The 22,452-nt window shown below is 65.7% G+C and carries 26 protein-coding genes and 1 pseudogene; 1 reads left to right on the top strand and 26 read right to left on the bottom strand.

The genetic code is table 11. The features are described from left to right. Positions 1-76 precede the first annotated feature (76 nt). The 23 genes from GTW51_RS21525 to GTW51_RS21420 all read right to left on the bottom strand — a co-directional run bounded on the left by GTW51_RS21525 (position 77) and on the right by GTW51_RS21420 (position 18,730). A complete protein-coding gene (locus tag GTW51_RS21525) occupies positions 77-1,153 on the bottom strand; it encodes a TraB/TrbI/VirB10 family type IV secretion system protein (protein WP_163046095.1) in 1,077 nt (358 codons plus the stop codon). Next, positions 1,150-2,175: a P-type conjugative transfer protein TrbG gene (gene trbG, locus GTW51_RS21520; protein ID WP_163046094.1), complete on the bottom strand. Its 1,026-nt coding sequence runs from the start codon at positions 2,173-2,175 to the stop codon at positions 1,150-1,152. Before trbG ends, GTW51_RS21525 begins: the two co-directional genes overlap by 4 nt. Beyond that, positions 2,172-2,855 carry a conjugal transfer protein TrbF gene (gene trbF, locus GTW51_RS21515; protein WP_163046093.1) on the bottom strand — a complete coding sequence of 228 codons (684 nt, stop codon included), beginning with the start codon at positions 2,853-2,855 and terminating at the stop codon, positions 2,172-2,174. Before trbF ends, trbG begins: the two co-directional genes overlap by 4 nt. After that, positions 2,855-4,210, bottom strand: a complete 1,356-nt coding sequence (gene trbL, locus GTW51_RS21510) for a P-type conjugative transfer protein TrbL (protein ID WP_163046092.1) — start codon at positions 4,208-4,210, stop codon at positions 2,855-2,857. Before trbL ends, trbF begins: the two co-directional genes overlap by 1 nt. 4 nt (positions 4,211-4,214) lie before the next feature. Continuing rightward, positions 4,215-4,607 carry a putative entry exclusion protein TrbK-alt gene (trbK-alt, locus tag GTW51_RS21505; protein ID WP_163046091.1) on the bottom strand — a complete coding sequence of 131 codons (393 nt, stop codon included), beginning with the start codon at positions 4,605-4,607 and terminating at the stop codon, positions 4,215-4,217. Positions 4,608-4,626: 19 nt separating this feature from the next. Beyond that, complete coding sequence (trbJ, locus tag GTW51_RS21500) at positions 4,627-5,388, bottom strand: P-type conjugative transfer protein TrbJ (protein WP_163046090.1); 762 nt, start codon at positions 5,386-5,388, stop codon at positions 4,627-4,629. After that, the gene (gene trbE, locus GTW51_RS21495; RefSeq protein ID WP_163046089.1) at positions 5,385-7,823 is read right to left on the bottom strand and encodes a conjugal transfer protein TrbE; all 2,439 of its coding nucleotides are present in this window, start codon (positions 7,821-7,823) and stop codon (positions 5,385-5,387) included. Before trbE ends, trbJ begins: the two co-directional genes overlap by 4 nt. An 8-nt stretch (positions 7,824-7,831) precedes the next feature. Continuing rightward, positions 7,832-8,113, bottom strand: coding sequence for a VirB3 family type IV secretion system protein (locus GTW51_RS21490; RefSeq protein ID WP_163046088.1), 282 nt, complete (start codon positions 8,111-8,113; stop codon positions 7,832-7,834). Further along, on the bottom strand, positions 8,113-8,445 hold the full coding sequence (locus GTW51_RS21485) for a TrbC/VirB2 family type IV secretion system protein (protein WP_163046087.1): 333 nt from the start codon (positions 8,443-8,445) through the stop codon (positions 8,113-8,115). Before GTW51_RS21485 ends, GTW51_RS21490 begins: the two co-directional genes overlap by 1 nt. Further along, entirely contained in the window at positions 8,442-9,377 is a 936-nt protein-coding gene (trbB, locus tag GTW51_RS21480; protein ID WP_203566238.1) for a P-type conjugative transfer ATPase TrbB, read from the bottom strand. The genes GTW51_RS21485 and trbB overlap by 4 nt, the downstream gene beginning before the upstream one ends. Positions 9,378-9,594: 217 nt before the next feature. Then, the gene (locus GTW51_RS21475; protein WP_163046085.1) at positions 9,595-10,029 is read right to left on the bottom strand and encodes a CopG family transcriptional regulator; all 435 of its coding nucleotides are present in this window, start codon (positions 10,027-10,029) and stop codon (positions 9,595-9,597) included. A gap of 8 nt (positions 10,030-10,037) precedes the next feature. Further along, positions 10,038-12,023, bottom strand: coding sequence for a conjugal transfer protein TraG (locus GTW51_RS21470; RefSeq protein ID WP_163046099.1), 1,986 nt, complete (start codon positions 12,021-12,023; stop codon positions 10,038-10,040). A gap of 31 nt (positions 12,024-12,054) precedes the next feature. Further along, positions 12,055-13,794, bottom strand: a complete 1,740-nt coding sequence (locus tag GTW51_RS21465) for a relaxase/mobilization nuclease domain-containing protein (RefSeq protein ID WP_163046100.1) — start codon at positions 13,792-13,794, stop codon at positions 12,055-12,057. 244 nt (positions 13,795-14,038) lie between these two features. Continuing rightward, a complete protein-coding gene (locus GTW51_RS21460) occupies positions 14,039-14,800 on the bottom strand; it encodes a lytic transglycosylase domain-containing protein (protein WP_163046084.1) in 762 nt (253 codons plus the stop codon). A gap of 3 nt (positions 14,801-14,803) precedes the next feature. Then, positions 14,804-15,139 (bottom strand): DUF736 domain-containing protein, encoded by a 336-nt coding sequence (locus tag GTW51_RS21455; protein WP_163046083.1) that lies wholly within the window; start codon positions 15,137-15,139, stop codon positions 14,804-14,806. Between the two features lie 44 nt (positions 15,140-15,183). Further along, complete coding sequence (locus GTW51_RS21450; protein WP_163046082.1) at positions 15,184-15,729, bottom strand: S26 family signal peptidase; 546 nt, start codon at positions 15,727-15,729, stop codon at positions 15,184-15,186. Then, positions 15,726-16,232, bottom strand: coding sequence for a DUF2840 domain-containing protein (locus GTW51_RS21445; RefSeq protein WP_163046081.1), 507 nt, complete (start codon positions 16,230-16,232; stop codon positions 15,726-15,728). The genes GTW51_RS21450 and GTW51_RS21445 overlap by 4 nt, the downstream gene beginning before the upstream one ends. Next, positions 16,229-16,483: a hypothetical protein gene (locus GTW51_RS21440; RefSeq protein ID WP_163046080.1), complete on the bottom strand. Its 255-nt coding sequence runs from the start codon at positions 16,481-16,483 to the stop codon at positions 16,229-16,231. Before GTW51_RS21440 ends, GTW51_RS21445 begins: the two co-directional genes overlap by 4 nt. Further along, positions 16,480-17,118, bottom strand: a complete 639-nt coding sequence (gene parA / locus GTW51_RS21435) for a ParA family partition ATPase (protein ID WP_163046079.1) — start codon at positions 17,116-17,118, stop codon at positions 16,480-16,482. Before parA ends, GTW51_RS21440 begins: the two co-directional genes overlap by 4 nt. Beyond that, positions 17,115-17,405, bottom strand: a complete 291-nt coding sequence (locus GTW51_RS21430) for a helix-turn-helix transcriptional regulator (RefSeq protein ID WP_163046078.1) — start codon at positions 17,403-17,405, stop codon at positions 17,115-17,117. The genes parA and GTW51_RS21430 overlap by 4 nt, the downstream gene beginning before the upstream one ends. A gap of 154 nt (positions 17,406-17,559) precedes the next feature. After that, positions 17,560-18,138 (bottom strand): DUF2285 domain-containing protein, encoded by a 579-nt coding sequence (locus GTW51_RS21425; protein WP_343034089.1) that lies wholly within the window; start codon positions 18,136-18,138, stop codon positions 17,560-17,562. After that, positions 18,059-18,340 (bottom strand): transcriptional regulator domain-containing protein, encoded by a 282-nt coding sequence (locus GTW51_RS24175; protein WP_246233334.1) that lies wholly within the window; start codon positions 18,338-18,340, stop codon positions 18,059-18,061. The genes GTW51_RS21425 and GTW51_RS24175 overlap by 80 nt, the downstream gene beginning before the upstream one ends. Before the next feature lie 108 nt (positions 18,341-18,448). After that, positions 18,449-18,730 (bottom strand): DNA -binding domain-containing protein, encoded by a 282-nt coding sequence (locus GTW51_RS21420; RefSeq protein WP_163046077.1) that lies wholly within the window; start codon positions 18,728-18,730, stop codon positions 18,449-18,451. Positions 18,731-18,916: 186 nt separating this feature from the next. Here GTW51_RS21420 and GTW51_RS21415 point away from each other — a divergent pair, with 186 nt between their 5' ends. Further along, a complete protein-coding gene (locus GTW51_RS21415) occupies positions 18,917-19,144 on the top strand; it encodes a helix-turn-helix domain-containing protein (protein WP_163046097.1) in 228 nt (75 codons plus the stop codon). 350 nt (positions 19,145-19,494) lie between these two features. Here GTW51_RS21415 and GTW51_RS21410 read toward each other — a convergent pair whose 3' ends face one another. The 3 genes and pseudogenes from GTW51_RS21410 to GTW51_RS21400 form a co-directional block, all read right to left on the bottom strand. After that, complete coding sequence (locus GTW51_RS21410) at positions 19,495-19,848, bottom strand: response regulator (RefSeq protein WP_163046076.1); 354 nt, start codon at positions 19,846-19,848, stop codon at positions 19,495-19,497. A 145-nt stretch (positions 19,849-19,993) separates the two neighbouring features. Continuing rightward, on the bottom strand, positions 19,994-21,154 hold the full coding sequence (locus GTW51_RS21405; RefSeq protein ID WP_163046075.1) for a sensor histidine kinase: 1,161 nt from the start codon (positions 21,152-21,154) through the stop codon (positions 19,994-19,996). 979 nt (positions 21,155-22,133) lie between these two features. After that, a pseudogene (locus tag GTW51_RS21400) lies at positions 22,134-22,301 on the bottom strand (DUF736 domain-containing protein); the annotation flags it as partial. Positions 22,302-22,452: the final 151 nt, after the last annotated feature.

The raw sequence follows: 22,452 nt of genomic DNA, 5'->3' as shown, positions 1-22,452 counted from the left end.
AACGGAAGTGATTACTTCAACCCGAGAAAACGGGCCATCAGGAGCTTTCGACATAGTCGTACTCATAGGCGGATGCCTATGCCTTATCGGCTATGCCACCTGTTCGGTCAAAACGGGGTGCGCTCCAGACCCTCAGCAGCGTTGAGAGACCCGCCGCCTTGGCCAGGTCCCACCAGTGATAATCGACGCCATCCTGAAGGCCGGCATAGCCTTCGGCATCGGCGCCTGGCTGGCGCTCAAGCACGATCGAGCGGCCGTTTGGGAAGATCAGCCGGTTCCAGACCAGCAGCACGCGACTTTGGCCGAATTGAACATTGTTGTCGTACTGCCCGATGATGCGGGTGCCTTGCGGCACGAGCAGGATGCGGCCGGTCGGGCTGTCATAGATATTCTCGGTCACCTGAGCGGTGATCTGGCCCGGAAGGTTCGAATGGATGCCGGTGATCAGCGCCGCCGAAATCACCGCGCCGGCCTGGAGGATGTTCGCCGAAGCCGGGGCCGCAACGCGGTCGGGCGCGACGGTGCGCCGGTCGGCGGCGGCATTGAGGAACGCGAGTTGGCGATCCTGGGCTGACGGCGTGGCGGGTTGCGGCGCTAGACCGAGGCTGGTGAGGTCAGGCGCTGGCGGGAGCGCCACGGTCGACGTGCCCGATCCCGAAGTCGCGGTCGTCCGGCTTTCCGTACCGGCGAAGAGCTTGGCGGTGCGCGCGGTCTCGATCTCCTGCAGACGGCGCTGCTCTTCGGCGCTGAGGCCGGGATTGGCGCCGATCCCGGGGTTGGGCACCGGCTGGCCACGGTTCTGCGCGCTCAGCATCGGTCGGCCAAGATCGCCGGGCAGCGGAGGACCGAGCTGCGGGATGCCGCTGTAGTCGCGCGGCAGTCCGGCCAGGCCGTCGGCGGTCGAGCGGTTATCGGTGGAATAGAGCTCGTCGGCGGACTTGCCGCCATCCCGCGTCTGGAGCGCGTAGATCAGTGCGCCGCCGAGACCGACGCTCGCCATGAGACCAATGCCGGCGAGTACGTTGCGCGACAGCCGCGTCACCCGCGGCGGCTCGGCGCGTAGCCGCATGGTGGCGGGACCGGACGGCTCGCCGGTAAGCGGCCGGGCTTCATCGTCCGGCGCTTCCTCTTTCCGGGGATCGCTCTCGCTCATGACGCCGGCCTCCCGTCGGTGCGAGTGATCCGAACGCGCTTCTGCCTGTCGCCCGCGCCGAAGCGCAGCTCCGCGGCCGCGAACAGGCGATCGACGATCATGTAGTTGCCGCGGACGCGGTAGTTAACGAGCTCGGAGGTGTTGCCCTCGGGGCCGACCACGAACAGCGGCGGCATCTCGCCCTGGCCGATGCCCCGCGGGAACTCGATGAACACCTGTCGGCCGTCGTCATAGGCGCGCAGCGGCCGCCAGGCTGCGCGGTCGCCTTCGATCGCATAGCGAAAGTTGATGTTGGCGAGATCGACGCCGGTGGCGACCGGACGCGCCGCCTCGGCTTCAGCGTTCTGGCGGCGCAGCGCGATGAGCTGATCCTGCGGGTATTGCCAGGAGACCGAGGCCATATAGGTGCGCTCGGTCGAGCGCAACTCCATGTGGTAGGTGCGCAGATTGGTGTTGATGACGAGGTTGGTCATCAGCTCGGCGCGAGTCGGCTTGACCAGGATGTGGATCTGGCGGGTCGCGCCCGAGCCGCTTTCCGTATCACCGATGATCCAGCGCACGGTGTCGCCGGCGGCGACCGGTCCGGAGCCGACGAGCTGCTCGCCGGGCTGGAGCGCGATGTCGGTGATCTGGCCAACGGCGGTATAGACCTGATAGAGCGCGCCGCCGGTGTAGGGATAGACCTGCATGGCGTTGATGAACCCGTCGCGCACCGGTTGCACGCGGGCGGCGGCATTGGCTTGGTTCACGCGCGCGGCCGGATCAGTGGGCTCCGGCGTCCGGCGCGAGGGCTCGACCGGCTTCATCTGTCCGGGCAAGGGCAGCGGCCGCGGCAACTCCACGACTTGGACCGGCGCAGGCGGATCGGCCGCGATTACGGCCGGGGCGGCATCGTCATACGAGATTTCGGGCGGCTTCTGGGTGGTGGCGCAGCCGGCCAGAGCCGTTGCAGAAAGCAGCAAAGCTGCGAACGTGGAAGTGTGTGAAGCCGGGTTTCCGGCTTTACGGAATGACGGCTTCATTGCCCAAGCTCCCGTGACCAGTTGATGGCGTTGACGTAGATGCCGAGCGGATTGGCCCGGAGGCGATCGGCGTTGCGGGGGATTTGCACGACTATGGTGAGGATAGCGGTCCAGCGCGTCGTCTCGGCGAGCTGGCCGTTCTCGTAACGGCGTTCGGTCCAAGCGACGCGAAAACTGTCGGGCGAGGCGCGGATCACGCTGGAGACATCGACCGCGACCTGCTGCTTCCCGACCTTGGTGAAGGGGTCGTTGGAGCGGGCATAGTCGTTGAGCGCTGCGGCACCCTGACTGGTCGTGAAGTCGTAGGCGCGCAGCCAGTTCTGGCGGACGATGATCGCGTCGGCCGGGATCGAGCGGACCTGCTCGATGAAGCGGGCGAGGTGGAACGCGATCTGCGGGTCGGTCGGACGATAGTCGGCGACGGCGGGGGCGACCGCCTGCGCCTGACCGAGGCGATCGACCTGCACCACCCAGGGGACGATCGTGCCGCGCGTCGACTGCAAGACCAGCGCGGCGGCGAAGCCCGCCGACAGGGCCAGCGATCCGAACGCCATGAAGCGCCAGTTCTTCGCCTGGACGCGTGCCGAGCCGATGCGCTCGTCCCAGACCTGCGCGGCGCGCTGGTAGGGGGTCTCGGCCTCGGGTGCCTTGCCGTAATGGGTGGAAGGTCGTTTGAACATCAGCGGTCACCTTCGGAAAGATTGATGGAAGAGCCGCCACCGTGGCTGTCACCGGAACGGACGGCGTGGGCGGCGGCCTGGACGCCGTGGGTCATGGTCTGGGAGCGTTTCATGCGGCGGGCCCAGGCGGGCGGCCCGTCGCCCGAGGCGCCTGGCCCGCCGGCGTCAGCGGTCGCGCCGCCGATCGTTCCTTTGGTCGAGGAGCCGCCGGTAGCCTCGAACGCGGCCATGCCACCTTGGTTGAAGCTCGACTTCATGCTGTCGGCGGCGCGCGAGGCCGCGCGGCGCAGCGGCGAGACGGCGGCACTTCCAGCGGCGCGCGCGACACCGCCAAAGCCGGATGCGACGCCTGACGCACCCGACTGGCCGGCGGCACCGAGGCTGTAGGCGGTGGTTGCGCCACCCGCCATCGCGGCTCCGCCGCGCGCGGCGGCCGCGGCGCCTCCAGCCAGCCCGGCGCCGCCGGAAGCGACAGCGCCAACGGTAGCAGCACCGGTCGCGACCATGCCGCCGGCGGCGAGCCCGGTTCCGATTGCCGCGCCCGCGCCGAGCTGTGGGCCGCCTGAGACGAGGCCGTTAGCGATGCCTGGACCGAAGATGCCGAGGCCAAGGAGCGACAGCGCGGCGAGCACGATCGCCATCGCCTGGTCGATGGTTGGGGTCTGACCGCCGAACCCGGCGGTGAACTGGGAGAACAGGGTCGAGCCGATGCCGATGATGACGGCGAGCACTAGCACCTTGATGCCCGACGAGATGACGTTGCCGAGCACGCGCTCGGCCATGAAGGCCGACTTGCCGAACAGGCCGAAGGGGATCAGCACGAAGCCGGCGAGCGTCGTCAGCTTGAACTCGATCAGGGTCACGAAGAGCTGGACGGCGAGGATGAAGAAGGCGAGCAGCACCAGCGCCCAGGCGAGGAACATGCAGGCGATCTGAATGAAGTTTTCGAAGAACGACCAATAGCCCATCAGGCCGGAGATCGATTCCAGCAGCGGCCGGCCGGCGTCGAGCCCGGTCTGCGCCACCTTGCCAGGGCGCAGCAGATCGGCCGTGGTGAAGCCGGTGCCGCTGGCCTTCAAGCCAAGGCCGGCGAAGCTCTCGAAGACGATGCGGGCGAGGTTGTTCCAATTGCCGATGATGTAGGCGAAGACGCCGACGAACAGCGTCTTCTTGACCAGCCGGGCCAGGATGTCGTCATCGGCGCCCCAGCTCCAGAACAGCGCCGCCAGCGTCACATCGATTACGATCAAGGTGGTGGCGATGAACGCAACCTCGCCGCTCAGCAGGCCGAAGCCCGAGTCGATATAGCGGGTGAAGACCTCGAGGAACTGGTCGATGACGCCGGTGCCGCCCATGATGCTATCGCGCCTCTTCGGATTGGAGTTCGAGCGCCGGCGCCATCTCCTTGTGGATTGGGTCGTCGGCGATCGGCGGCGTGGGCAACGGATCGGTCTGCGGCGCCAGAGGCGACCCGGGAAGTGGCTCTATCGACTGCTTGCCCGGCGCGAGGAATCGCGCGCGGTTCTCCGCCCAGGCGCGCAGACACGTGGCGTCCCGCGTTCCGGCTTCGCCCATCCGCGCGCACCCGATGAGCTGGTCACGCAGCGGATCGGACGTCACCGCAATGACGGCGGGACGCAGAACCGGGGCGACCGGCTCGGCCTCTTTGCGGGTCATCTCGATCGCCGTCGCGGTGATGGCGACGGCGACGAAGACGATGGCGCCGATACGGGCCAGGAGCTTGCCGTCCATGACGTGATCCTCTTGGGCCTCAGTTGCCGTTCGGGAACATGCGGGCGTTGCCGGGCTGATAGCCCGTGCCCGGCGTCAGGAAGCGGCGACGCTGTTCACGGCCCTGCTCAGCCGCTGTGGCGCGTTCGGCGTCGGACAGCGCCTGCGCCCTGCCGTTGGCGGCGACGACAGCGGTGAGGTCGGCGAGTTGCTGCGCCTGCAAGGCGAGAAGCTGGTTGCCCGCCTGCGTCGCCTGTAGCGCGCCCGTGGCGCCCTGGCTCTGGCCGACCAACGCCGACATTTGCGTGCGGTTGGTGTCGATATTGCCGACGACGCCAGCCTGCACGCGCATCGCGTCCTGCAGGCCGCCGACGGTGTTCTGCCAGCGCTCGCGGGCGCCCGCGACCAACTGCTGGTCGGAGGCCGAGAGCGAGGCGTTGCCGTAGGTCGACGTGAACGCCTGATCGATCTGCTGGACGTCATAGGCGATGCGCTGCGCTTGGCTCAGAAGCTGCTGCGTGCGCTGGACCGACTGCTGGAGCTGCTGGAGCGAGGAGTACGGCAGGCTTGCGAGATTGCGCGCCTGATTGATCAGCGACGTCGCCTGGTTCTGAAGCGACGTGATCTGGTTGTTGATCTGTTGCAGCGCACGGGCGGCCTGAAGCACGTTCTGCGCATAGTTGGTCGGATCGTAGACGATCCATTGCGCGGACGCCGGAGTGGTCAGGACCGGCAACATGGCGACGGGGACTGACAGAATGGACGCGGCGAAAAACGCCGCGCGCGAGCGACGGATGATCATGGCTTGGTCTCCAGGTTGGTGAGGTCGGGGATGAGGTCGGCGGCCCAGGCGACGCCGCGCAGACGCAGCCACTCGGTCAGGAAGTTTTCGCGGCCATGCTCTTCGAGAAGCCGCGCGATGGCGGCCTGGTCGGTCTTGGACGAGGCGGCGCAGAGCGCCAGCGCGACGTCGGAGAGGCCGAGTTCGAACAGCCGGTTCCCGCGGCGCGACTGGCAGTAATAGTCGCGCTTGGGCATTGCGCGGGCGAGGATCTCGATCTGGCGGTCGTTGAGCCCGAACCGCCGGTAGATGGCGGTGATCTGCGGCTCGATGGCGCGCTCGTTGGGCAGCAGCAGCCGCGTCGGGCAGCTCTCGATGATCGCCGGGGCGATCGGACTGCCGTCGATGTCGGAAAGCGATTGAGTGGCGAAAACGACGGAGGCGTTCTTCTTGCGCAGCGTCTTCAGCCATTCGCGCAGCTGGCCTGCGAAACCCTTGTCGTCGAGAGCGAGCCAGCCTTCATCGACTATGAGCAGCGTAGGCGCACCGTCGAGGCGGTCCTCAATGCGGTGGAAGAGATAGGCGAGCACGGCCGGCGCCGCGTCCGTTCCGATCAGGCCCTCGGTCTCGAAGGCCTGGACGGAGGCATCGCCGAGACGCTCGGCCTCGGCGTCGAGCAACCGGCCATAGGCGCCGCCGACGCAATAGGGCCGCAACGCCTGTTTGAGGTCGTTCGATTGCAAGAGGACCGCAAGGCCGGTGATCGTGCGTTCGCCGACCGGGGCGCTGGCGAGCGAGGTCAGCGCGGTCCAGAGATGTTCTTTCACGTCGGGCGTGATCGCGACGCCCTCGCGCATCAGGATGGCGACGATCCAGTCGGCCGCCCAGGCGCGCTCCGGAACGTCGTGGATGCGAGCGAGCGGCTGGAGTGATACGCTGTCGGCCGCGCCTTCGGTCAAACCGCCGCCGAGATCGTGCCAGTCGCCGCCCATGGCGAGCGCGGCGGCGCGGATCGAGCCGCCGAAGTCGAAGGCGAAGACCTGGGAGCCCGGATAGCGCCGGAACTGCAGCGCCATCAGCGCGAGCAGCACCGACTTGCCGGCGCCGGTCGGGCCGACGATCAGCGTATGGCCGACATCGCCGACATGAAGGGAAAACCGGAACGGGGTCGAGCCTTCGGTCTTGCCGAAGAGCAGAGGGGGCGCTGCAAAATGCTCGTCCCGTTCCGGCCCCGCCCATACCGCCGAGAGCGGGATCATGTGGGCGAGGTTCAATGTAGAAATTGGCGGCTGCCGAACGTTGGCGTAGACGTGGCCCGGCAAGCTGCCGAGCCAGGCGTCCACCGCGTTGATCGTCTCGGGCATGGCGGTGAAGTCGCGGCCCTGGACGATCTTCTCGACCAGCCGCAGTTTTTCCGCCGCGATGCGCGGATCGGCGTCCCAGACCGCGATCGTGGCGGTAACGTAAGCTTGGCCTGCATAGTCGGCGCCGAGCTCCTGTAGTGCCATGTCGGCGTCGGCAGCCTTGTTGGCGGCGTCGGTGTCGACCAGGGCGGAGGCCTCATTGGTCATCACCTCCTTCAGGATTGCAGCGATCGACTTGCGCTTCGAAAACCATTGCCGCCGGATCCTGGTCAGCAGCTTCGTCGCATCGGTCTTGTCCATGAGCACCGCGCGGGTCGACCAGCGGTACGGGAAAGCGAGCCGGTTGAGGTCATCGAGCAGACCGGGCGTGGTGACCGACGGAAAGCCGACGATGGTGAGGATGCGCAGATGCGTATCGCCGAGCCGCGGCTCAAGGCCGCCGGTCAGCGGCTGATCGGCCAGCAGCGCGTCGAGATAGATCGGCGTCTCGGGTACGCGCACGCGGTGGCGCTTGGTCGAGACGCAGGAATGCAGGTAGGTCAGCGTCTCGGCGTCATCGAGCCAGCGGCATTCCGGCATGAAGCTTTCGACGAGCTGGAGCACGCGATCGGTGCGATCGGCGAAGCCGCGCAGCGCCTCCCGGGGATCGACGCCCTTGTCGGCTTTGCCCTCATAGAGCCAGCCCTCGGCGCGGGCGGCATCCTCGGCCGGTGGGAGATAGACGAAGGTCAGGAAGTAGCTGGATTCGAAATGCGCGGCGTCTTCCTCGAAATCGGCCTTGCGCTCGGCATCGACCAGCGCGGACGCGGCCTCGGGAAAGCGACTTGCCGGATAGGCGCCGACGGCGTGGCGCTGCGCTTCGACGAAAATCGCCCAGCCAGAACCGAGGCGGCGGAAGGCGTTGTTGAGCCGGCCGGCGACGGCGACCAGTTCGGCGGGCACGGCGGAGTCGAGATCGGGACCGCGGAAGCGCGCGGAGCGCTGGAAACTGCCGTCCTTATTCAGGACGACGCCTTCACCCGCGAGCGCCACCCAGGGCAGAAAATCGGCCAAGCGGGTCGAGGTGCGGCGATATTCGGCGAGGTTCATCATGGCCGGTCTCAGACTCCAAGATGGCCGGGAATGCGCAGATGGCGGCGCACCACGTCGACGAATTGCGGATCGCGTTTGGCCGCCCAGACGGCGGCGACGTGCCCGACCGCCCAGAGCCCCAGCCCGACCAGCCAGAGCCGCAGGCCGAGGCCGAGTGCGGCGGCCAGCGTCCCGTTGAGGATGGCGATCGAACGCGGCGCGCCGCCGAGCAGGATGTGCTCGGTCAGCGCCCGATGGACGGGCACACTGAAGCCCGGCACTTCGCCGGCGGTGTCGGCGATGCCGGCCATCAGACGAGCGCCCCGCCGCCGAACGAGAAGAACGACAAGAAGAAACTCGACGCGGCGAACGCGATGCTCAGCCCGAACACGATCTGGATCAGCTTGCGGGCGCCGCCCGACGTGTCGCCGAAGGCCAGCGTCAGGCCGGTGATGATGATAATCATCACCGCGATGATCTTGGCGACCGGGCCTTCGATCGATTGGAGGATCTGCTGGAGCGGCTGCTCCCAGGGCATTGAGGAGCCAGACGCGTGGGATGCGGGCGCTAGGACGAGGTTGAAGAAGGCGACGGAAGCCGCCGTCGCGACAAAACGACGGATACGAAAACCATGTCTGGTCATGCAGGATCTCCAGTGATGGGTTGGGTGGCGGGGATGACGCGGTAGTCGCCGTCGGGCGTCAGGCCGTCGATGCGGGCGAGCTCGGCGAGGCGACGGTTAGAGCCGCGGCCGGCAAGCACGGCGACAAGGTTGATGGTTTCGGCGATCAGCGCGCGCGGCACGGTGACGACGGCCTCCTGGATGAGTTGCTCCATGCGACGCAGCGCGCCGATCGCGGTGCCGGCGTGGATCGTCCCGATCCCGCCCGGATGGCCGGTGCCCCAGGCCTTGAGGAGGTCGAGCGCCTCCGCACCGCGGACCTCGCCGATCGGGATGCGATCAGGGCGCAGGCGCAGCGAGGAGCGGACGAGATCGGAAAGCGAGGCGACCCCGTCCTTCGTCCGCATGGCGACAAGGTTCGGCGCGGCGCATTGTAGCTCGCGGGTGTCCTCGATCAGTACGATGCGATCGGACGTCTTCGATACTTCGGCGAGAAGGGCGTTGGTGAGCGTGGTCTTGCCGGTCGAGGTGCCGCCGGCGACCAGGATGTTGCGGCGATCGGCGACGGCGTGGCGAAGGATGTCGGCTTGATCCGCGGACATGATCCCGGCGGCGACGTAATCCTGCAGCGTGAACACGGCGACGGCCGGCTTGCGGATCGCAAAGGCGGGAGCCGAGACGACGGGCGGCAACAGACCCTCGAACCGCTCACCCGTTTCGGGCAGCTCGGCCGAGACGCGAGGCGCTCCGGCATGAACCTCGGCGCCGACATGGTGAGCGACCAGACGGATGATCCGCTCGCCATCGGCCGGCGAAAGCCGCTCACCCGTGTCGGACAGGCCCTCGGACAGCCGGTCGATCCAGAGCCGTCCATCGGGGTTGAGCATCACCTCGACGACGCCCGCGTCTTCCAGGAATCCGGCGATGGCGGGGCCGAGCGCGGTGCGCAGCATGCGCGCACCGCGTGAGTTCGCCTCGGATTGCTGGTGAGAAACCGCCACGTCGTCCCCGTTCTGTTATGGGACCACTCAGTGCGGCCCTGGATCGGGGATGAGTAGAAGAGGCAGATATTAGGGCATGGCAACAACCGCAATGCGGCCGTAGTGCTCTGGCGTATGAAGACAGGGAAACGGCGGAACGGGTGAAGACTTGCGACGCCGGACGTGATGATTATTCCGCGCCCGCGACGCCTGAAACGTCTTCCGAAATCTCCTCGCGCACCTTCGGTCCCTTCGCGAGTCGACGCCCGAGTGCGGCGACGAAGGCGTCGTAGCGCTCACCGGCCTGCGCGCGTGCTGCCGCCTGAGCCGGCTCCGGCAATGGCGGGTTCGTGGTGAGCCAGAAGCGGACGAACACTGCCAGCATTTCCACTGAAATGCCGAGGTCGCGTTCCATGCGCGTCATGCGCCGGTCGAGCTGATCCAGCCGCTTGGTGGTCGCGGCTTCCTGGCGCTCGGCGGCGTCGGGCGAGAGGAACGATGCGATACCCGCTTCGGCTATAAGGGACCGCGATTGGTCGCGACGCGCCGCATAGTCCGCGAGCGCCTTCATGACGTCCGGACCGAGATAGACCGAGAGTCGCTGCTTCTTCGGAATCTTGGTCATGTGTGCGCTCAGAGGTCCATGCCGTCATTGGGATCGAGCGAGACTTGGCGCGCCACGCCCTGCATGACCTGGTTCAACCGGCCCGCGCGGGCGGCATCGTCATCGGCATCGTCGGGGCCATCGAGGTCGAATTCATTGTCGATCGGCGCCTTCTTCTCGACAGGCTTCAAGGCTGTCAGCTCTGGTTGCTGACGCCGTTCGGAGCCGGTTGTGTCGTCGTCGCCCGTACCGTCCTGCGGCGCGGCTGCATCGAGTTGCGGCCCCGACGGCAATGGCAGGGCGCTCCAATCGTCCGGCTTTCCCGCGACTGGCTTTACGAGCCTCGGCGGCGGCAACACACGCTCCTGGAAGCGCCGATCCTCGAAGTAGCGCGCTTTCTTAGCGCGGATAGGCGGTGTGCCCGCGACCATGACGATCTCGTCGGCGGGCGGGAGCTGCATCACCTCGCCCGGCGTCAACAGTGGGCGCGCGGTCTCCGAGCGCGAGACCATTAGGTGACCGAGCCACGGGCTGAGCCGGTGTCCGGCATAGTTGCGCATCGCGCGCATTTCGGTCGCGGTTCCTAACGCATCGGACACGCGCTTGGCTGTCCGTTCGTCGTTGGTGGCGAAGCTGATCCGGACATGGCAGTTGTCGAGAATGGAGTTGTTAGGGCCATAAGCCTTTTCGATCTGGTTCAGCGACTGTGCGATGAGGAAGCTCTTCAGTCCGTAGCCGGCCATGAAGGCCAGCGCGGACTCGAAGAAGTCGAGCCGCCCCAGCGCGGGAAACTCGTCAAGCATGAGCAGTAATCGATGCCGCCTGCCATTGGCATTGAGATCCTCCGTCAATCGGCGTCCGACCTGATTGAGGATCAGGCGGATCAGTGGCTTGGTGCGCGCGATGTCGGAGGGGGGCACCACGAGATAGAGCGTCGTCGGATGCTTGCCACCGACGATGTCGGTGATGCGCCAGTCGCAACGTCGCGTGACTGCGGCGACGACCGGATCCCGATAGAGTCCGAGGAACGACATCGCGGTCGACAGCACGCCCGACCGTTCATTGTCGGATTTGTTGAGCAGCTCGCGGGCTGCGCTGGCGATCACCGGATGCGGCCCGGCATCGCCGAGATGCGCGGTCTTCATCATGGCCGCGAGCGTCGACTCGATCGGCCGCTTCGGATCGGAAAGGAAAGCGGCGACGCCCGCGAGCGTCTTGTCCGCCTCGGCATAGAGGACGTGGAGGATGACGCCGACCAGCAGCGCATGACTGGTCTTCTCCCAATGGTTCCGCTTCTCCAAACTCCCTTCCGGGTCGACCAGGATGTCGGCGATGTTCTGGACGTCGCGGACCTCCCATTCGCCGCGGCGGACTTCGAGAAGTGGGTTGTAGGCGGCGGACTTCGCGTTGGTCGGATCGAACAGCAGCACGCGTCCATGCCGGGCGCGGAAGCCCGCGGTGAGTTGCCAGTTCTCGCCCTTGATGTCGTGGACGATGGCTGAGCCTGGCCAGGTCAGCAGCGACGGCACCACGAGGCCGACGCCCTTGCCGGAGCGGGTCGGCGCGAAGCAAAGCACATGCTCTGGTCCGTCATGACGGAGGTAGGCGTGGTCGAACTTCCCGATCACGACGCCATCGGGCCCAAGCAAACCGGCGGCCCGCACTTCGTCAGCCCGCGCCCAGCGCGCCGAGCCATAGGTCTCGACATTCTTTGCCTCGCGCGCACGCCAGACCGACATGCCGATGGCGACCGCGATGGCGATGAAGCCGCCCGATGCTGCGATATAGGCGCCCTCGACGAAAACGCGGGGTGCATAGGCGTCGTAGAAATACCACCACCAGAAAAAGGCCGGCGGATAGTAGATCGGCCAGCCGAAGAGATCGAACCAAGGCCGGCCGAGTTGCGGTTGGAAGCCGAGTTGCCAAGCCGTCCATTGCGTCGCGGCCCAGGTGGTGGCGAGCACAATCAGGGAGACGACAAGGATCTGGCCCCAGAGGATTTTGGTGGCCGACATAGTGGAGTCCTTTCTTGATAGGGCGCGCTGCTCAAAGGCCGAGCCCCCGCTTGCGGCCGAAGCTCCAGTCGATGCCGCCATCGCTGCGCGCGAGACCCGAGACGTGGCGACCTAGCTGCTTTTCGAGTGACGGCGACCAGGGCACGAGCTGGAAACCGAGTCCGTCATCGATCATCGCGAAGCGGCCGGAGGCGAGCGCGATGCGCCGCTGGTAGGCGCCAGCGACGTACTCCCCCGCCGCGACCTTATTGAAGGGGCGGCCGCTCTCTGCGGCGAGCTTGGCGCCTGCGGCGTCCAGCTCGCGCCGGCGTAACGTCTCGATCAGGTTGCGGCTGAAGCTGACACCGCGGTTCTGACGTTCGGCCAGACCTTGCCCAATCAGGTGTTCGGCGCGCCGGTCCAGGGCTTCGCGCACCTCCGCGCCGAAGCCTCGGCCGCCGAGCGCAACCGGCTCGCGGGCGATCGCCTGCCGGTCAAGCCAGGTGGCGCCTGTCGCCGTGACCTGCTGCTCGATGGTGAGGTCTGACCGGACTGCCATCGCGACGCGACGCTGCCCCTTCGCGTCATCGAACCTGCGCAACTCGACGATCGAGCCGGGCGCGCTGTCGCCGGCGGCGTCGAGGTCGGGCAGCTTGATGTGATGGGTGCGGCCGTCCGTGCCGTCGACCACGGCATAGGCCGTGCCCTTCAACTCATCGTCGAGACCGCGGGCGACCAGCCGGCCGACGACGGGATCGTCCAGGCTTTCGCCGGCGAGCACATAGCTGGCGACGCCGCGTTCGATCCCGTGTTCGGTCAGGCCGCGATGGATTCGCTTGATGATGTCGCCGCGCTCGCCCAGCTCGCGCAGCGTCGTCTCGGCGTTCTCCGAAATCGCCCACTGGCCGGGACCGATCTGATCGGCAAGGCCGAGGGACTCAAGCTTGCGTAGGCGTCCGACCTTGAGCGCATGAAATTCGTCGGGCTGGCGGTCGGGCCGCGGCGCGAGGTCGACGACGCCGGTGCGGTAACTGTCGCGGGCGAGCTGCCGATCAAGATTGGTCCAGCGCTCCGTGTCGATTTGGGGCTCGAGCGTGCGGCGGATTTCCTGATCGGTGCGCGGTCCGAGTTCTTGGGTGATCAGATCTCGCGCCCGATCCCGCATCCCCTCCTTGATGTAGTCGCGGGAGATGATGAGGTTCTCGCCATCCTCGCGCACGCCGCGGACGATCAGGTGGACGTGGGGATGTTCGGTGTTCCAATGGTCGACGGCGACCCAATCGAGTTTGGTGCCGAGGTCTTTCTCCATCTGCCCGACGAGATCATGCGTAAAGGTCTTGAGGTCCGCCATTTCCACGGCGTCGTCGGGCGAGACGATGAACCGGAAATGGTGCCGGTCATCCTCGCACCGCTCCGCGAACGCCTTCGGGTCGGCGTCATCGGCGCCAGGTCCGAACAGCCGGGCCCTTTCTCCGTCCCGGGTGACGCTCTCGCGGCGCAGATAGTTCAGGTGAGTCGCGAGCGGCGCGTTGCGTCCGCCGTGGCGGACCACACGCGCCTTGACGACGGCGCCGCGCGAGCGGGACGTGATGTGCCGGTTGGCCTGCACTGACGCACGCTGGCCCCGGCCGAACCGCGAGCGGTAGCCAGGACCGATCGTGCCCTTGCGCGAGACCGAGCCGCCGGCGCGCTGGGCGGCAGCGAGCGCCTGGGCGATGAACGGTCTGGCGCGCTGCGCGCTCGTGGAGCGGATGCGGCCTGGCCGGATGCGGAAATCGTCATCGCCGCTCATCGCCGCGAGCCCGCACATCGCGCCATCGCGCGGATAATCTTGAAGAATCGCGGAACCCGCAGGCTGCGCCGTTCAGGCGCACCTCGCGAATTCGCAGCGTAAGCCCTTGAAAAAGCACAACCGAACCGAGGCTCACATCGCGCCCCTTTATCCTGCCATCGTGCGGTTGTGTTGCCCTGCTTCCCCCTCGCCGCACGCCATGATGCGACGGGGCACGCCAGACTGCGAAGGAGACTGACGCGCGTCATCGCGGGCCTCGGGCGACGGATCGCGCGACGAACAGGCCAGCAGACTGCGGCATGATCGCGGAAGCCTCGCGCACGGGAGCTGCCGCCGGAGCGTCGCCCGGGTGGCTGGCCGTTTGCGCTGGATTGACAGCGGCGATGCGCTCATCGCGCATGATAAACAACGGCGCACGAGTCCAGGCGCGGGGATCGGCTGCGGCGACGGTGACTGCACCCGGTAGGTCACCGCCGCCGAAAGAAGGGAGCAAGGCGGTGACGTACGCGCGGGTTTCGGTCGGCAACGGGCGGCCCGCGAGATATTCTTCGTAGCGCCCTGGTCCGGCGTTATAGGCCGCTAGAAAGCCCGGTGAGCCGTAGCGATCGTACATCTCACGCAAGTAAGCCGTCCCCGCCAGGATGTTGTCGCGCGGATCATAGGGATCACGCCCAAGCCGATGGTGGACGCGCAGCTCCGCCCAGGTGTCGGGCATGATCTGCATCAAGCCCATCGCGCCTGCAGAGGAGATCGCACGCACATCGCCTGCGCTCTCCGCGCGCATGACGGCGCGAATCCACGCAGCCGGGATGCCGAAACGCCGTGCGGCTTCTTCGATGTGAACGGCGAACGGATGGATCGCCGCTGTTTGACTCGCCGGTGCATTCTGAGCGTTCGCTGTGGCGCTGACCGGCACGGCGAGGATCATGCCGGAAAGGAGAAGGAAGGCTGTCAGTTCGACGGCGTTCAGCCGCCCGACGACAGCGTGATGGCGCGAGGCGGACATCGTTCAGTCCCGCTCGCCGCGCTTGGGCGGACGGTTCCAGTGCAGGCTCCAGGCGGATTTGCTCTCGGTCGATTGGAACAAATTCGCGCGGATCGGCTGGGCTAGTGTGGGATCATCGATCTGCAGGGAGACATATTCGCCTGCCTTTTCGCCGGTGCGCTTCCAACCGGCGCCGATCTCGGGTCTGTCATCATTGCCGTGATGAACACGATAGTCTGGCGCATTTTCGGCGTCAGTGTTCTCGGCGGGGACCAGCACGATCTCGACGTCCAGCGAGAGCGTGCGGATGTGGCCGGCGTAGCCGTTCTTGGTGCGCGTGAATTCGCCGATCTGCGGCATGAGAAGACTCCTTTATTATGCGGTGAGTCGTGTGGGCGCGTCGTTCACCGCGTCGCGGCGCGCCATTCGAAGCGACCGTCGCCGTCTTCATCGGTCCACAGCGGCTTTGCGCGGCCGATGATCGAGCGGGTGAAAATCGGACCGAAGTAGCGGCCGTCGAGGCTGTCCTCGACGGACCAGTTCATGAGGAAGATTTCGCCTTCGGCGATGTGCCGGCAGCCCCACCAGACCGGCAGAGCGCGGCCGAGCCGATCGCGGTCGAGCGCCTCGCCCATCGCGACGCCGTTGACGGTGACGTGGGCGCCGGTACGGCAGACTTGTTGCCCCGGAAGGCCGGCGACACGCTTCATCAGAGGAACGCCGCGCTGCAGGTAGCCGCGCTCGGAAAGGAATGATGCGAGCGGCTCTGGTGCTTCCACGGCGACCAGGTCAGTCACTTCAAGGCGCGGCGGCCGATCGAGCGAATAGAGTCCGATCGGCGTGCTGGCGGAGGCGTTCCAGATCAGCCGGGGCGTGATGTCGATGAACGACAGGCCGCCGATCAGCATCACGGTGAAGTACGTCGTGATGACGTAGCCGAAGCGGGTCATGGCCCGACTCGTCGGCGCAAAAGGATGGCCCGATGCTGCTCGGCCGTGTAGCTGCGCGGCTCTTGGCCAACCGCGAGACGATTGTGAACGTGCCGCCAATGATGCGGCGAGACCTCGGCGGGGTTGATGCCGATCGACTCGATGGCGTCGACGATCTGCAGGACGCGTTCAACCTTCGGCCAGCTTTCGGCCTTCAGCAGGATGTCGCCGCCGGGCCGCACGAAAGGCAGCGTCTGATAAGGTTCGCCAGGCGAGATCGCGCGCACGATGTCGATGCGTGAGATGATCGTCCCGAAGTCGTTGGACGCCCATCGGACGAAGGCGAAGACGCTATGGGGCGGGAAGCTGACGACGCGCCGGCGGCGGTCGAGAATCCGTTCTTGGACGTCCTGGCCGAATCTGATCCAGTATTCGATCCTCTTCTCAAGCCAAGTCAGTTCGACATGGGTCAGACCGACCACAGTCGGCGTCGCCACGCGCGGCAAGTCAGGAGCGCCGTTCATGGCGTGCCTCCCTCGGTCGGAGTAAACTCGCGAGCGAGCAGTTCGCGCAGCATGTCGGCGACGGTGACGCCGCGCTGGAACGCGGCGATCTTGATCTGGCCGCGCAGGTCAGGCGTGACGTCGACGGTGAGCCGCGCGGAGAAATTGGCGGCGTCGCCGCCGCGCCCAGGGCGCGGATCGGGGTCTTTCACCCAGCTCTCAGGATCGGCTGGAGGTGCGGTGAAGGCACGTTTGTTGGATCGCTCTGTCATGGCGCGATCCTTCCGACCTCCGCGCACAGCGCGGTGATCTCGCGCGCCGCCGGGCTGTGTTCGTTGATTTCCGAGACGAGGCGTCCGGACCGCGCCGCGTTGGCGAAGACGACGCGCTGGCCGATGGCGCTGGTGAATACCGGCGGATCGTGATCGGCGAGCGTCCCAGCCGTCTCGCGGGCGATGACCGTGCGCGCTCCACATCGATTCCGCACGAAGCGGGCGGCGAGCTGGGGGCGATAAAACCGCGCCTCGCCGAGCAGCGAGAGCATCTCCGCGGAGGCCCAGCCATCGAAAGGGGACGGCTGCACGGGGATCAGCACCACGTCGGCGGCAAGCAGCGCGGACCGCATCAGGCTGGCGACGCGCGGTGGCCCGTCGATCACCACATGATCGGCGCCTCGGGCGAGTTCCGGCGCTTCGCTATGAAGCGTATCTCGCGCCAGACCGACGAAACCAAACAGGCGTGCCAGGCCTTCGCGCGCTCGCTGCTGCGACCAGTCGAGCGCCGAGCCTTGGGGATCGGCGTCGATGAGAACGACGCGCTTTCCTCGCCGAGCCCATTCACCGGCGAGATGCAGTGCGAGCGTCGTCTTGCCGACGCCGCCCTTCTGATTGAGAAGCGCCACGATCATGACGCGCCGCCGCGACGCAGGGGCGTTCCATCGGCCGGCGTCGCGAGCCGCTTGGCGGGATGGACGACGCCGTGGCCTGGATCGGATGTCGACTGCCGTGTGCCGCGATCGGCCCAAGCTTGTAAATCGTCGAGGGCATAGACAATGCGGCCGCCCAGCTTGCGATAGACCGGTCCCGTGCCATAGGTGCGGTGCTTCTCGAGCGTGCGACCGGACAGACCGAGAAAGCGCGCCGCCTCGGGTGTGCGGAGATAGCGTGGCGGGGAGTCGGGTCGCGCTGCTGACATTCGGGCCTCCGGGGCATCGCCTGCGACGCCGGCGTGCGGTGGCGAAGCAGCGACCACGATGGCGAACCAACGGCGTCAGGGTGGATGACGGAGTGAGACCCCTCTGTGCGCGTACCCCCTTGCGGCCATTGCGCGATGGGCGCCGCGACGTAGGTCAGCGGCCTGCCAGCAAGCGGAGATAGCCGCCGCGCACCATCGTCTCGGCATCCTTGACCAAGCGGATTGTCTGGGCACGGATGGACGACGTTTTCCATTCGGTCGCGGATTGCTGGTGCGTTTCGAAGAGCACCGCAGCGATTTCGCGATAGCTGGCGCCCGACGATTGGCCATCGAGCGCGCGCACCATGCGCACCAGCCGCAGGCGATGGCGCGGTGTAAGCGTGAGGGCACGCGGTAGCGGACCGGCGGCTCGTCCGAATAGGCGGCGATGGAGCCGGAGCGCCGCTTCGACGCGGATGTGGAAGTTGGCGTCGAGCGGCAGCATGACTGCGAGCGGCTGGGTCGGGTCGTTAGCGCCGACTATTAATTCGTGATTGCCGCCGGCATCGGGCAGCACGACGGCGCTGCCGCCGCCGATCAGCGCGTGTTGCGTAGCGTCGATTAGATCGAATTGTTTGAGCCGTCGGGCCGAGCGGAAAATGGGCGGCGCGGCTTCAAGGAGCAATACGCTGGCGACAAATTCCGGCCGCCAGAAAATTGCGGTCTTGCTGGCTGTGCGGTCGGGATCTAGCACGAAAGCGCAACCCCCATTGCGGGGGGACGCTCGTATGCGGCACCGAAGCGCCAGGCCGGTCAGGCTGTCCCGCGCGCAGATGTTCATATTCGCGGCGATAGTCCGGATTGCGGCGCAGAAACTCCCACGCGAAGCCTTGCCGCTCCAGCTTGTTTAGTTGGCGCTCGGTTTCTTCTGATCGCCAATCGGGCGGTGCGGGCATACGCGTCTCCTCGTCCGCGCTCAGAGTGGCCCCCTAAGCGCGAAGAGTTGCCGCTGACGAGATTTGGCGGAAGTCCCCAAACTTTGGGGGCGCGATGCTTCCGCAACCTCAAAGAGTGTCTTGCTTTAGGACACTCGGGGGTCGGAGGAGCTCGCGATAGCCGGTGCTCGTCATCCAGCGGGCGCGCGCAAGATGGCTGTCATGAACCATTCGAGCGCGACCAGGATCGCGGTCGGGATCGAGCCCGAACAGAATCCGCACCGCCTCACGCCAGTCGGCGCCTTCGGAAGCGGCGTCAAGGAGGCGAATATAGAGAGCAAGATGGGTTTCGTCGTAACCTGTCAGGCGGTCGCCATCGGGCGGACGGTCCTGGAAAGTGATGACTGTCATCGACGCGCTCATGGTCTTTGGTTAATCAATCGTATCCGCATCGCAACTGCAAACCAGACCGATAGCTGAAATTCCCCGATGCTTTTCACGCATCGCGGCAGCCCGCTGGCGGCATCACGCGCAGGCCGCATGGCCGTGTATTATAACACGTAGCGATATAATGCACGATTGTCTCCTATCCTGCGGATGGACATTCGCAGAATTTTTGGAGCCAACGTCAGGAGGTATAGGGGCGCTGCCGGTCTGAGTCAGGAGGCGGTCGCCGTGAAAATGGGTGTGGACCGCGCCTATGTCAGCGGCATGGAGCGGGGCCAGCAAAACGTCACGCTGTTGACGATGTGGCATTTGGCGGAAGCGTTGAACGTGAAGCCCGCCGATCTCCTCGATGAAACGGTGGAGGACGCCGAAACATGACTCTCGGCTTGTCGCGTTACAGTTCAGCGCGCGTGCTTAATCCGCGCGTCCGGACCGCGGGCAACCCGTAACGCCGCCCAACCGCCGAACCGTAAAGCCGACAATGTGCAAAGCCGGAAGGCCGGCCGTGCGGGGCAGCCTGAAAGCGGCTTCGTGCGGTGTTCGCAAGGCCTTGAAGGACTTGCCCCGCCCGATGACCGGGCGGGGCGTCGCGGGCGGGTTAGTCGGCGCGGCGGCCGTTGGGACGGCTCCACACAAGCAACTGTGTTTCGAGTAGTTTGAGGGCGAAAGGAAGGTCTGCGCTCGATGATTTGCGGTCAGGGCGTGCGGAAACGGAGCTGCAGTGTCGCTCACGCGTCGGGTACAAGGTCGTGAAATGCCTGTACGATAGCGGCACGATCGAAGGGCTTGGTCAGGATGGGACATCCTGGCTTGCGGGGCTCGCACGCCTCAGGTGTACCAGTGATAAAGATCACCGGAACCGGCCCGATCGCATCAAGGATGATCGAGACGGCAAGGGGGCCGGTCCCTTCTGTCAGGGTAACGTCAGATGTGATGAGATCGGGCTTTCGCGCGAGCGCCTCGCGGACGGCTTCATCCTGGGAAGCGGCGAATGAGAACGAGGTCGCTCCTTCCTGCTCCAACAAGGCTTCGAGGTCCATCGCCATCAGCGGCTCGTCCTCAATGATCAAAACGTGACACACGCGGCGCAACTCTCCGGTTTGATGACCAATATGAACGCCGAAAGAGGCACTTGGGTTCGTCCTGACGGGTTTTTTGTCCCTCCTCACACTTGGACAAGCGCTGCCCGCTTACCGCGAGGGGCAAATTATTGGCCGTGGTCCGCGTTCACGATCGGCCGCGTTTAGCCGGATCAGCAAACACGAGCTTGAGTTGGGTTCCCTTGACGGAGGACCAGATTGCCTCGGCTTGAAGCTGGCGTGCCAACCCCCCGATAAGCTTCATGCCCGTACCCGATCCAGGAATCCCGGTCGTGGGGTTCGCTGGCAGGCCGCGCCCGTCATCAGCGATGACGGCCTGAATGCGGCTATCCTCAAGGCGCTCTATGCGAAGCGAGATCGCGCCGCCTGCCGACCCAAACGCGTATTTGAGACTGTTGGTCGCGAACTCGTTGATGATCAAACCCAACGGCACGGCCCGATCCGGACCGAGCTTGATATCATCAACGTGAATGGTGAGCTTGATCGCGCCGGCGTGATCACCGTGAAGGTCGATAAGATGTTGGAGTATCTTGCTGGCGTAGGAGCGGAGTGAAAGGGTGCTGCTGCCCTCCGCATATACATGCTCATGTGCCAGCCTGAGCGTTTCTATACGATCACCGACAATCTCCAGTTCAGCGCGGGCGTCGTCGGACTTTGCGCCCCGCGCACGCATGTGCACCAGGCTCGTAATCATGCCGATGTTGTTCTTGATGCGGTGTTGCAGCTCGACCAGCAGCCGCTTGTTCGCATCCAGCGCGACTGCGAGATCGTGACGCTTGTGGAGCCGATCGATCACCGGTCCCAAGACGCCTGCGTATATGCGTAGGAACTCGATATCCTCCTCGCCGAAATCGCGAGGGCTGGTGCTGTCCACCTGCAGCAGACCATATGCCCTTTCATCGCGTGACACGAATATAGGCACGTTCACGATAGCCTTCACCCCGTGATCGACCAGGAAAGGGGGCAATACAAACCGCTCTTCTTTGTGTATATCAGGCGTTACGACCGGCTCCGCTACTTTGATGGCGTATGTCTCCGATGACTTCTCTTCCATTTGCAGGGTTGTTTCACCCACGATGCCGGGACGCCAGCCGCAACCGGCTCTTACCAAGATCGATCGTCCGTCCGGCTGGATTTCCAGCACCTTGGCTAGATCGGTCCCCAGCGCGTCGCCGACGAGGCGGCAAGCCTCCTCCAAAACATCCTGAAGCTCGCTGCCCCGCAGAGCGAACTCACTGAACTTGGCAAGGACGCGCTGGCGTTCGATCAGTTGCTCGCGGCTGACCATTTATCATCCTTTCGTGCGAAGCAGCATTCGGCGTAGGTATTTCGATACCGAGATGACACATAGCCGCGAACCGACTCGAATAGAACGGCTTCCGATGTTATACATAAACCCATGGGCACAGCCGGTCGGTTTTGGTGCCCTGGTGTGATTCCGGGTTTTCTGCGGGGCGAGAGAGCGTCCGATACCCAGGTCAGGATCGTTCCGTTTTGGGCGAGCGCCATTATACCGATTTCCGGTCGACACTGGGTCGGTCGAGACCAGACCAGCGATATTTACTGCGCGCTCTCAGATTGTTGACCCGTGGCACCACCCGCGGCCGTCACGCGCCATCGCGTTCAGGATGGTCAGCAGCTTTCTCATGCAAGCGGTCAGAGCGACCTCCGGCGGCGGCGTCTATCGTGTCCGTCTTTGCTATGCGACCGGCGAGGCTGGCCTCCCCGTGGCGATCGTGAACCCGCGACACCGGCGTCTGACAACGCCGCGCTGCGGCCGGCGCCGGAGCGCCGGCTCTCCTCGCGTGCCGGTCGCGAGGAATGACCTGGGTCGAGGGTCGCTTGTCTGACTGCCGGACACAAAGACGCGGTATCGCGAGGCTGGAAGTCCGCGATTTCGCAAAGGACGCCTGCTTCTCGTAGCCGCCGCTGGCTTCCAAGATGACCTTCTCGATCTTCAGCTGCAGCGCGACATTCAGCCAGTTCGGCAACGCCGGCAGGAGTGTTTGCGACGGCGAACGCCTTTGCGTTTGGTCTGATTTGTACGTCGGGCCGGTCTTTGGCGACGCCAATTCCTATGTAGCGGGCGATATCCATAAGCTTGTCCCATCCTTGTGAGTTCGGGTTCGCACCCGAGCAACTGTTCGGGCTTCGAGCTGGAAGGTGTCGGCCCCTGCTCATCTCCGGGCTCATTAGCCAAGGCTGTAGTCGGGCTCGACACCAACGGCTGAGGCCCTCCCGGCTAGCCGGGAGGGCCTCGTTGGCCGTCAGTCACGCGGCTTAGCGGGACGGCTCCACACAAGGCTGAAGGCTTCGCCTTCCTCGTCGTCGAAGAGGTTGGCGTAGATCGGAGCGTTGAAGCTCGGATCGTCCAGCTTCAGACCGAGATAGTCGCGACCCTCGTTGGAGCGCTTGGACCAGGCGGCGCCGATCTCGACGTTATGCGGCGCGCCGCATAACGTCGATTATGCGGAGAGTGGGATTATGCGAAGCGCTGTGCTGTGAGGTCTGGCTTTCTGTGGGTTTTGGCGGGGATTGCTGCGCATAACGCCGGGGGTTTCGGGCGCCCCGCATGGAGCGGAGCGC

The sequence above is a fragment of the Aurantimonas aggregata genome, assembly GCF_010500835.1.
Lineage (GTDB): Bacteria > Pseudomonadota > Alphaproteobacteria > Rhizobiales > Rhizobiaceae > Aurantimonas > Aurantimonas aggregata.
This window is presented reverse-complemented; position numbering and strand designations above follow the sequence as displayed.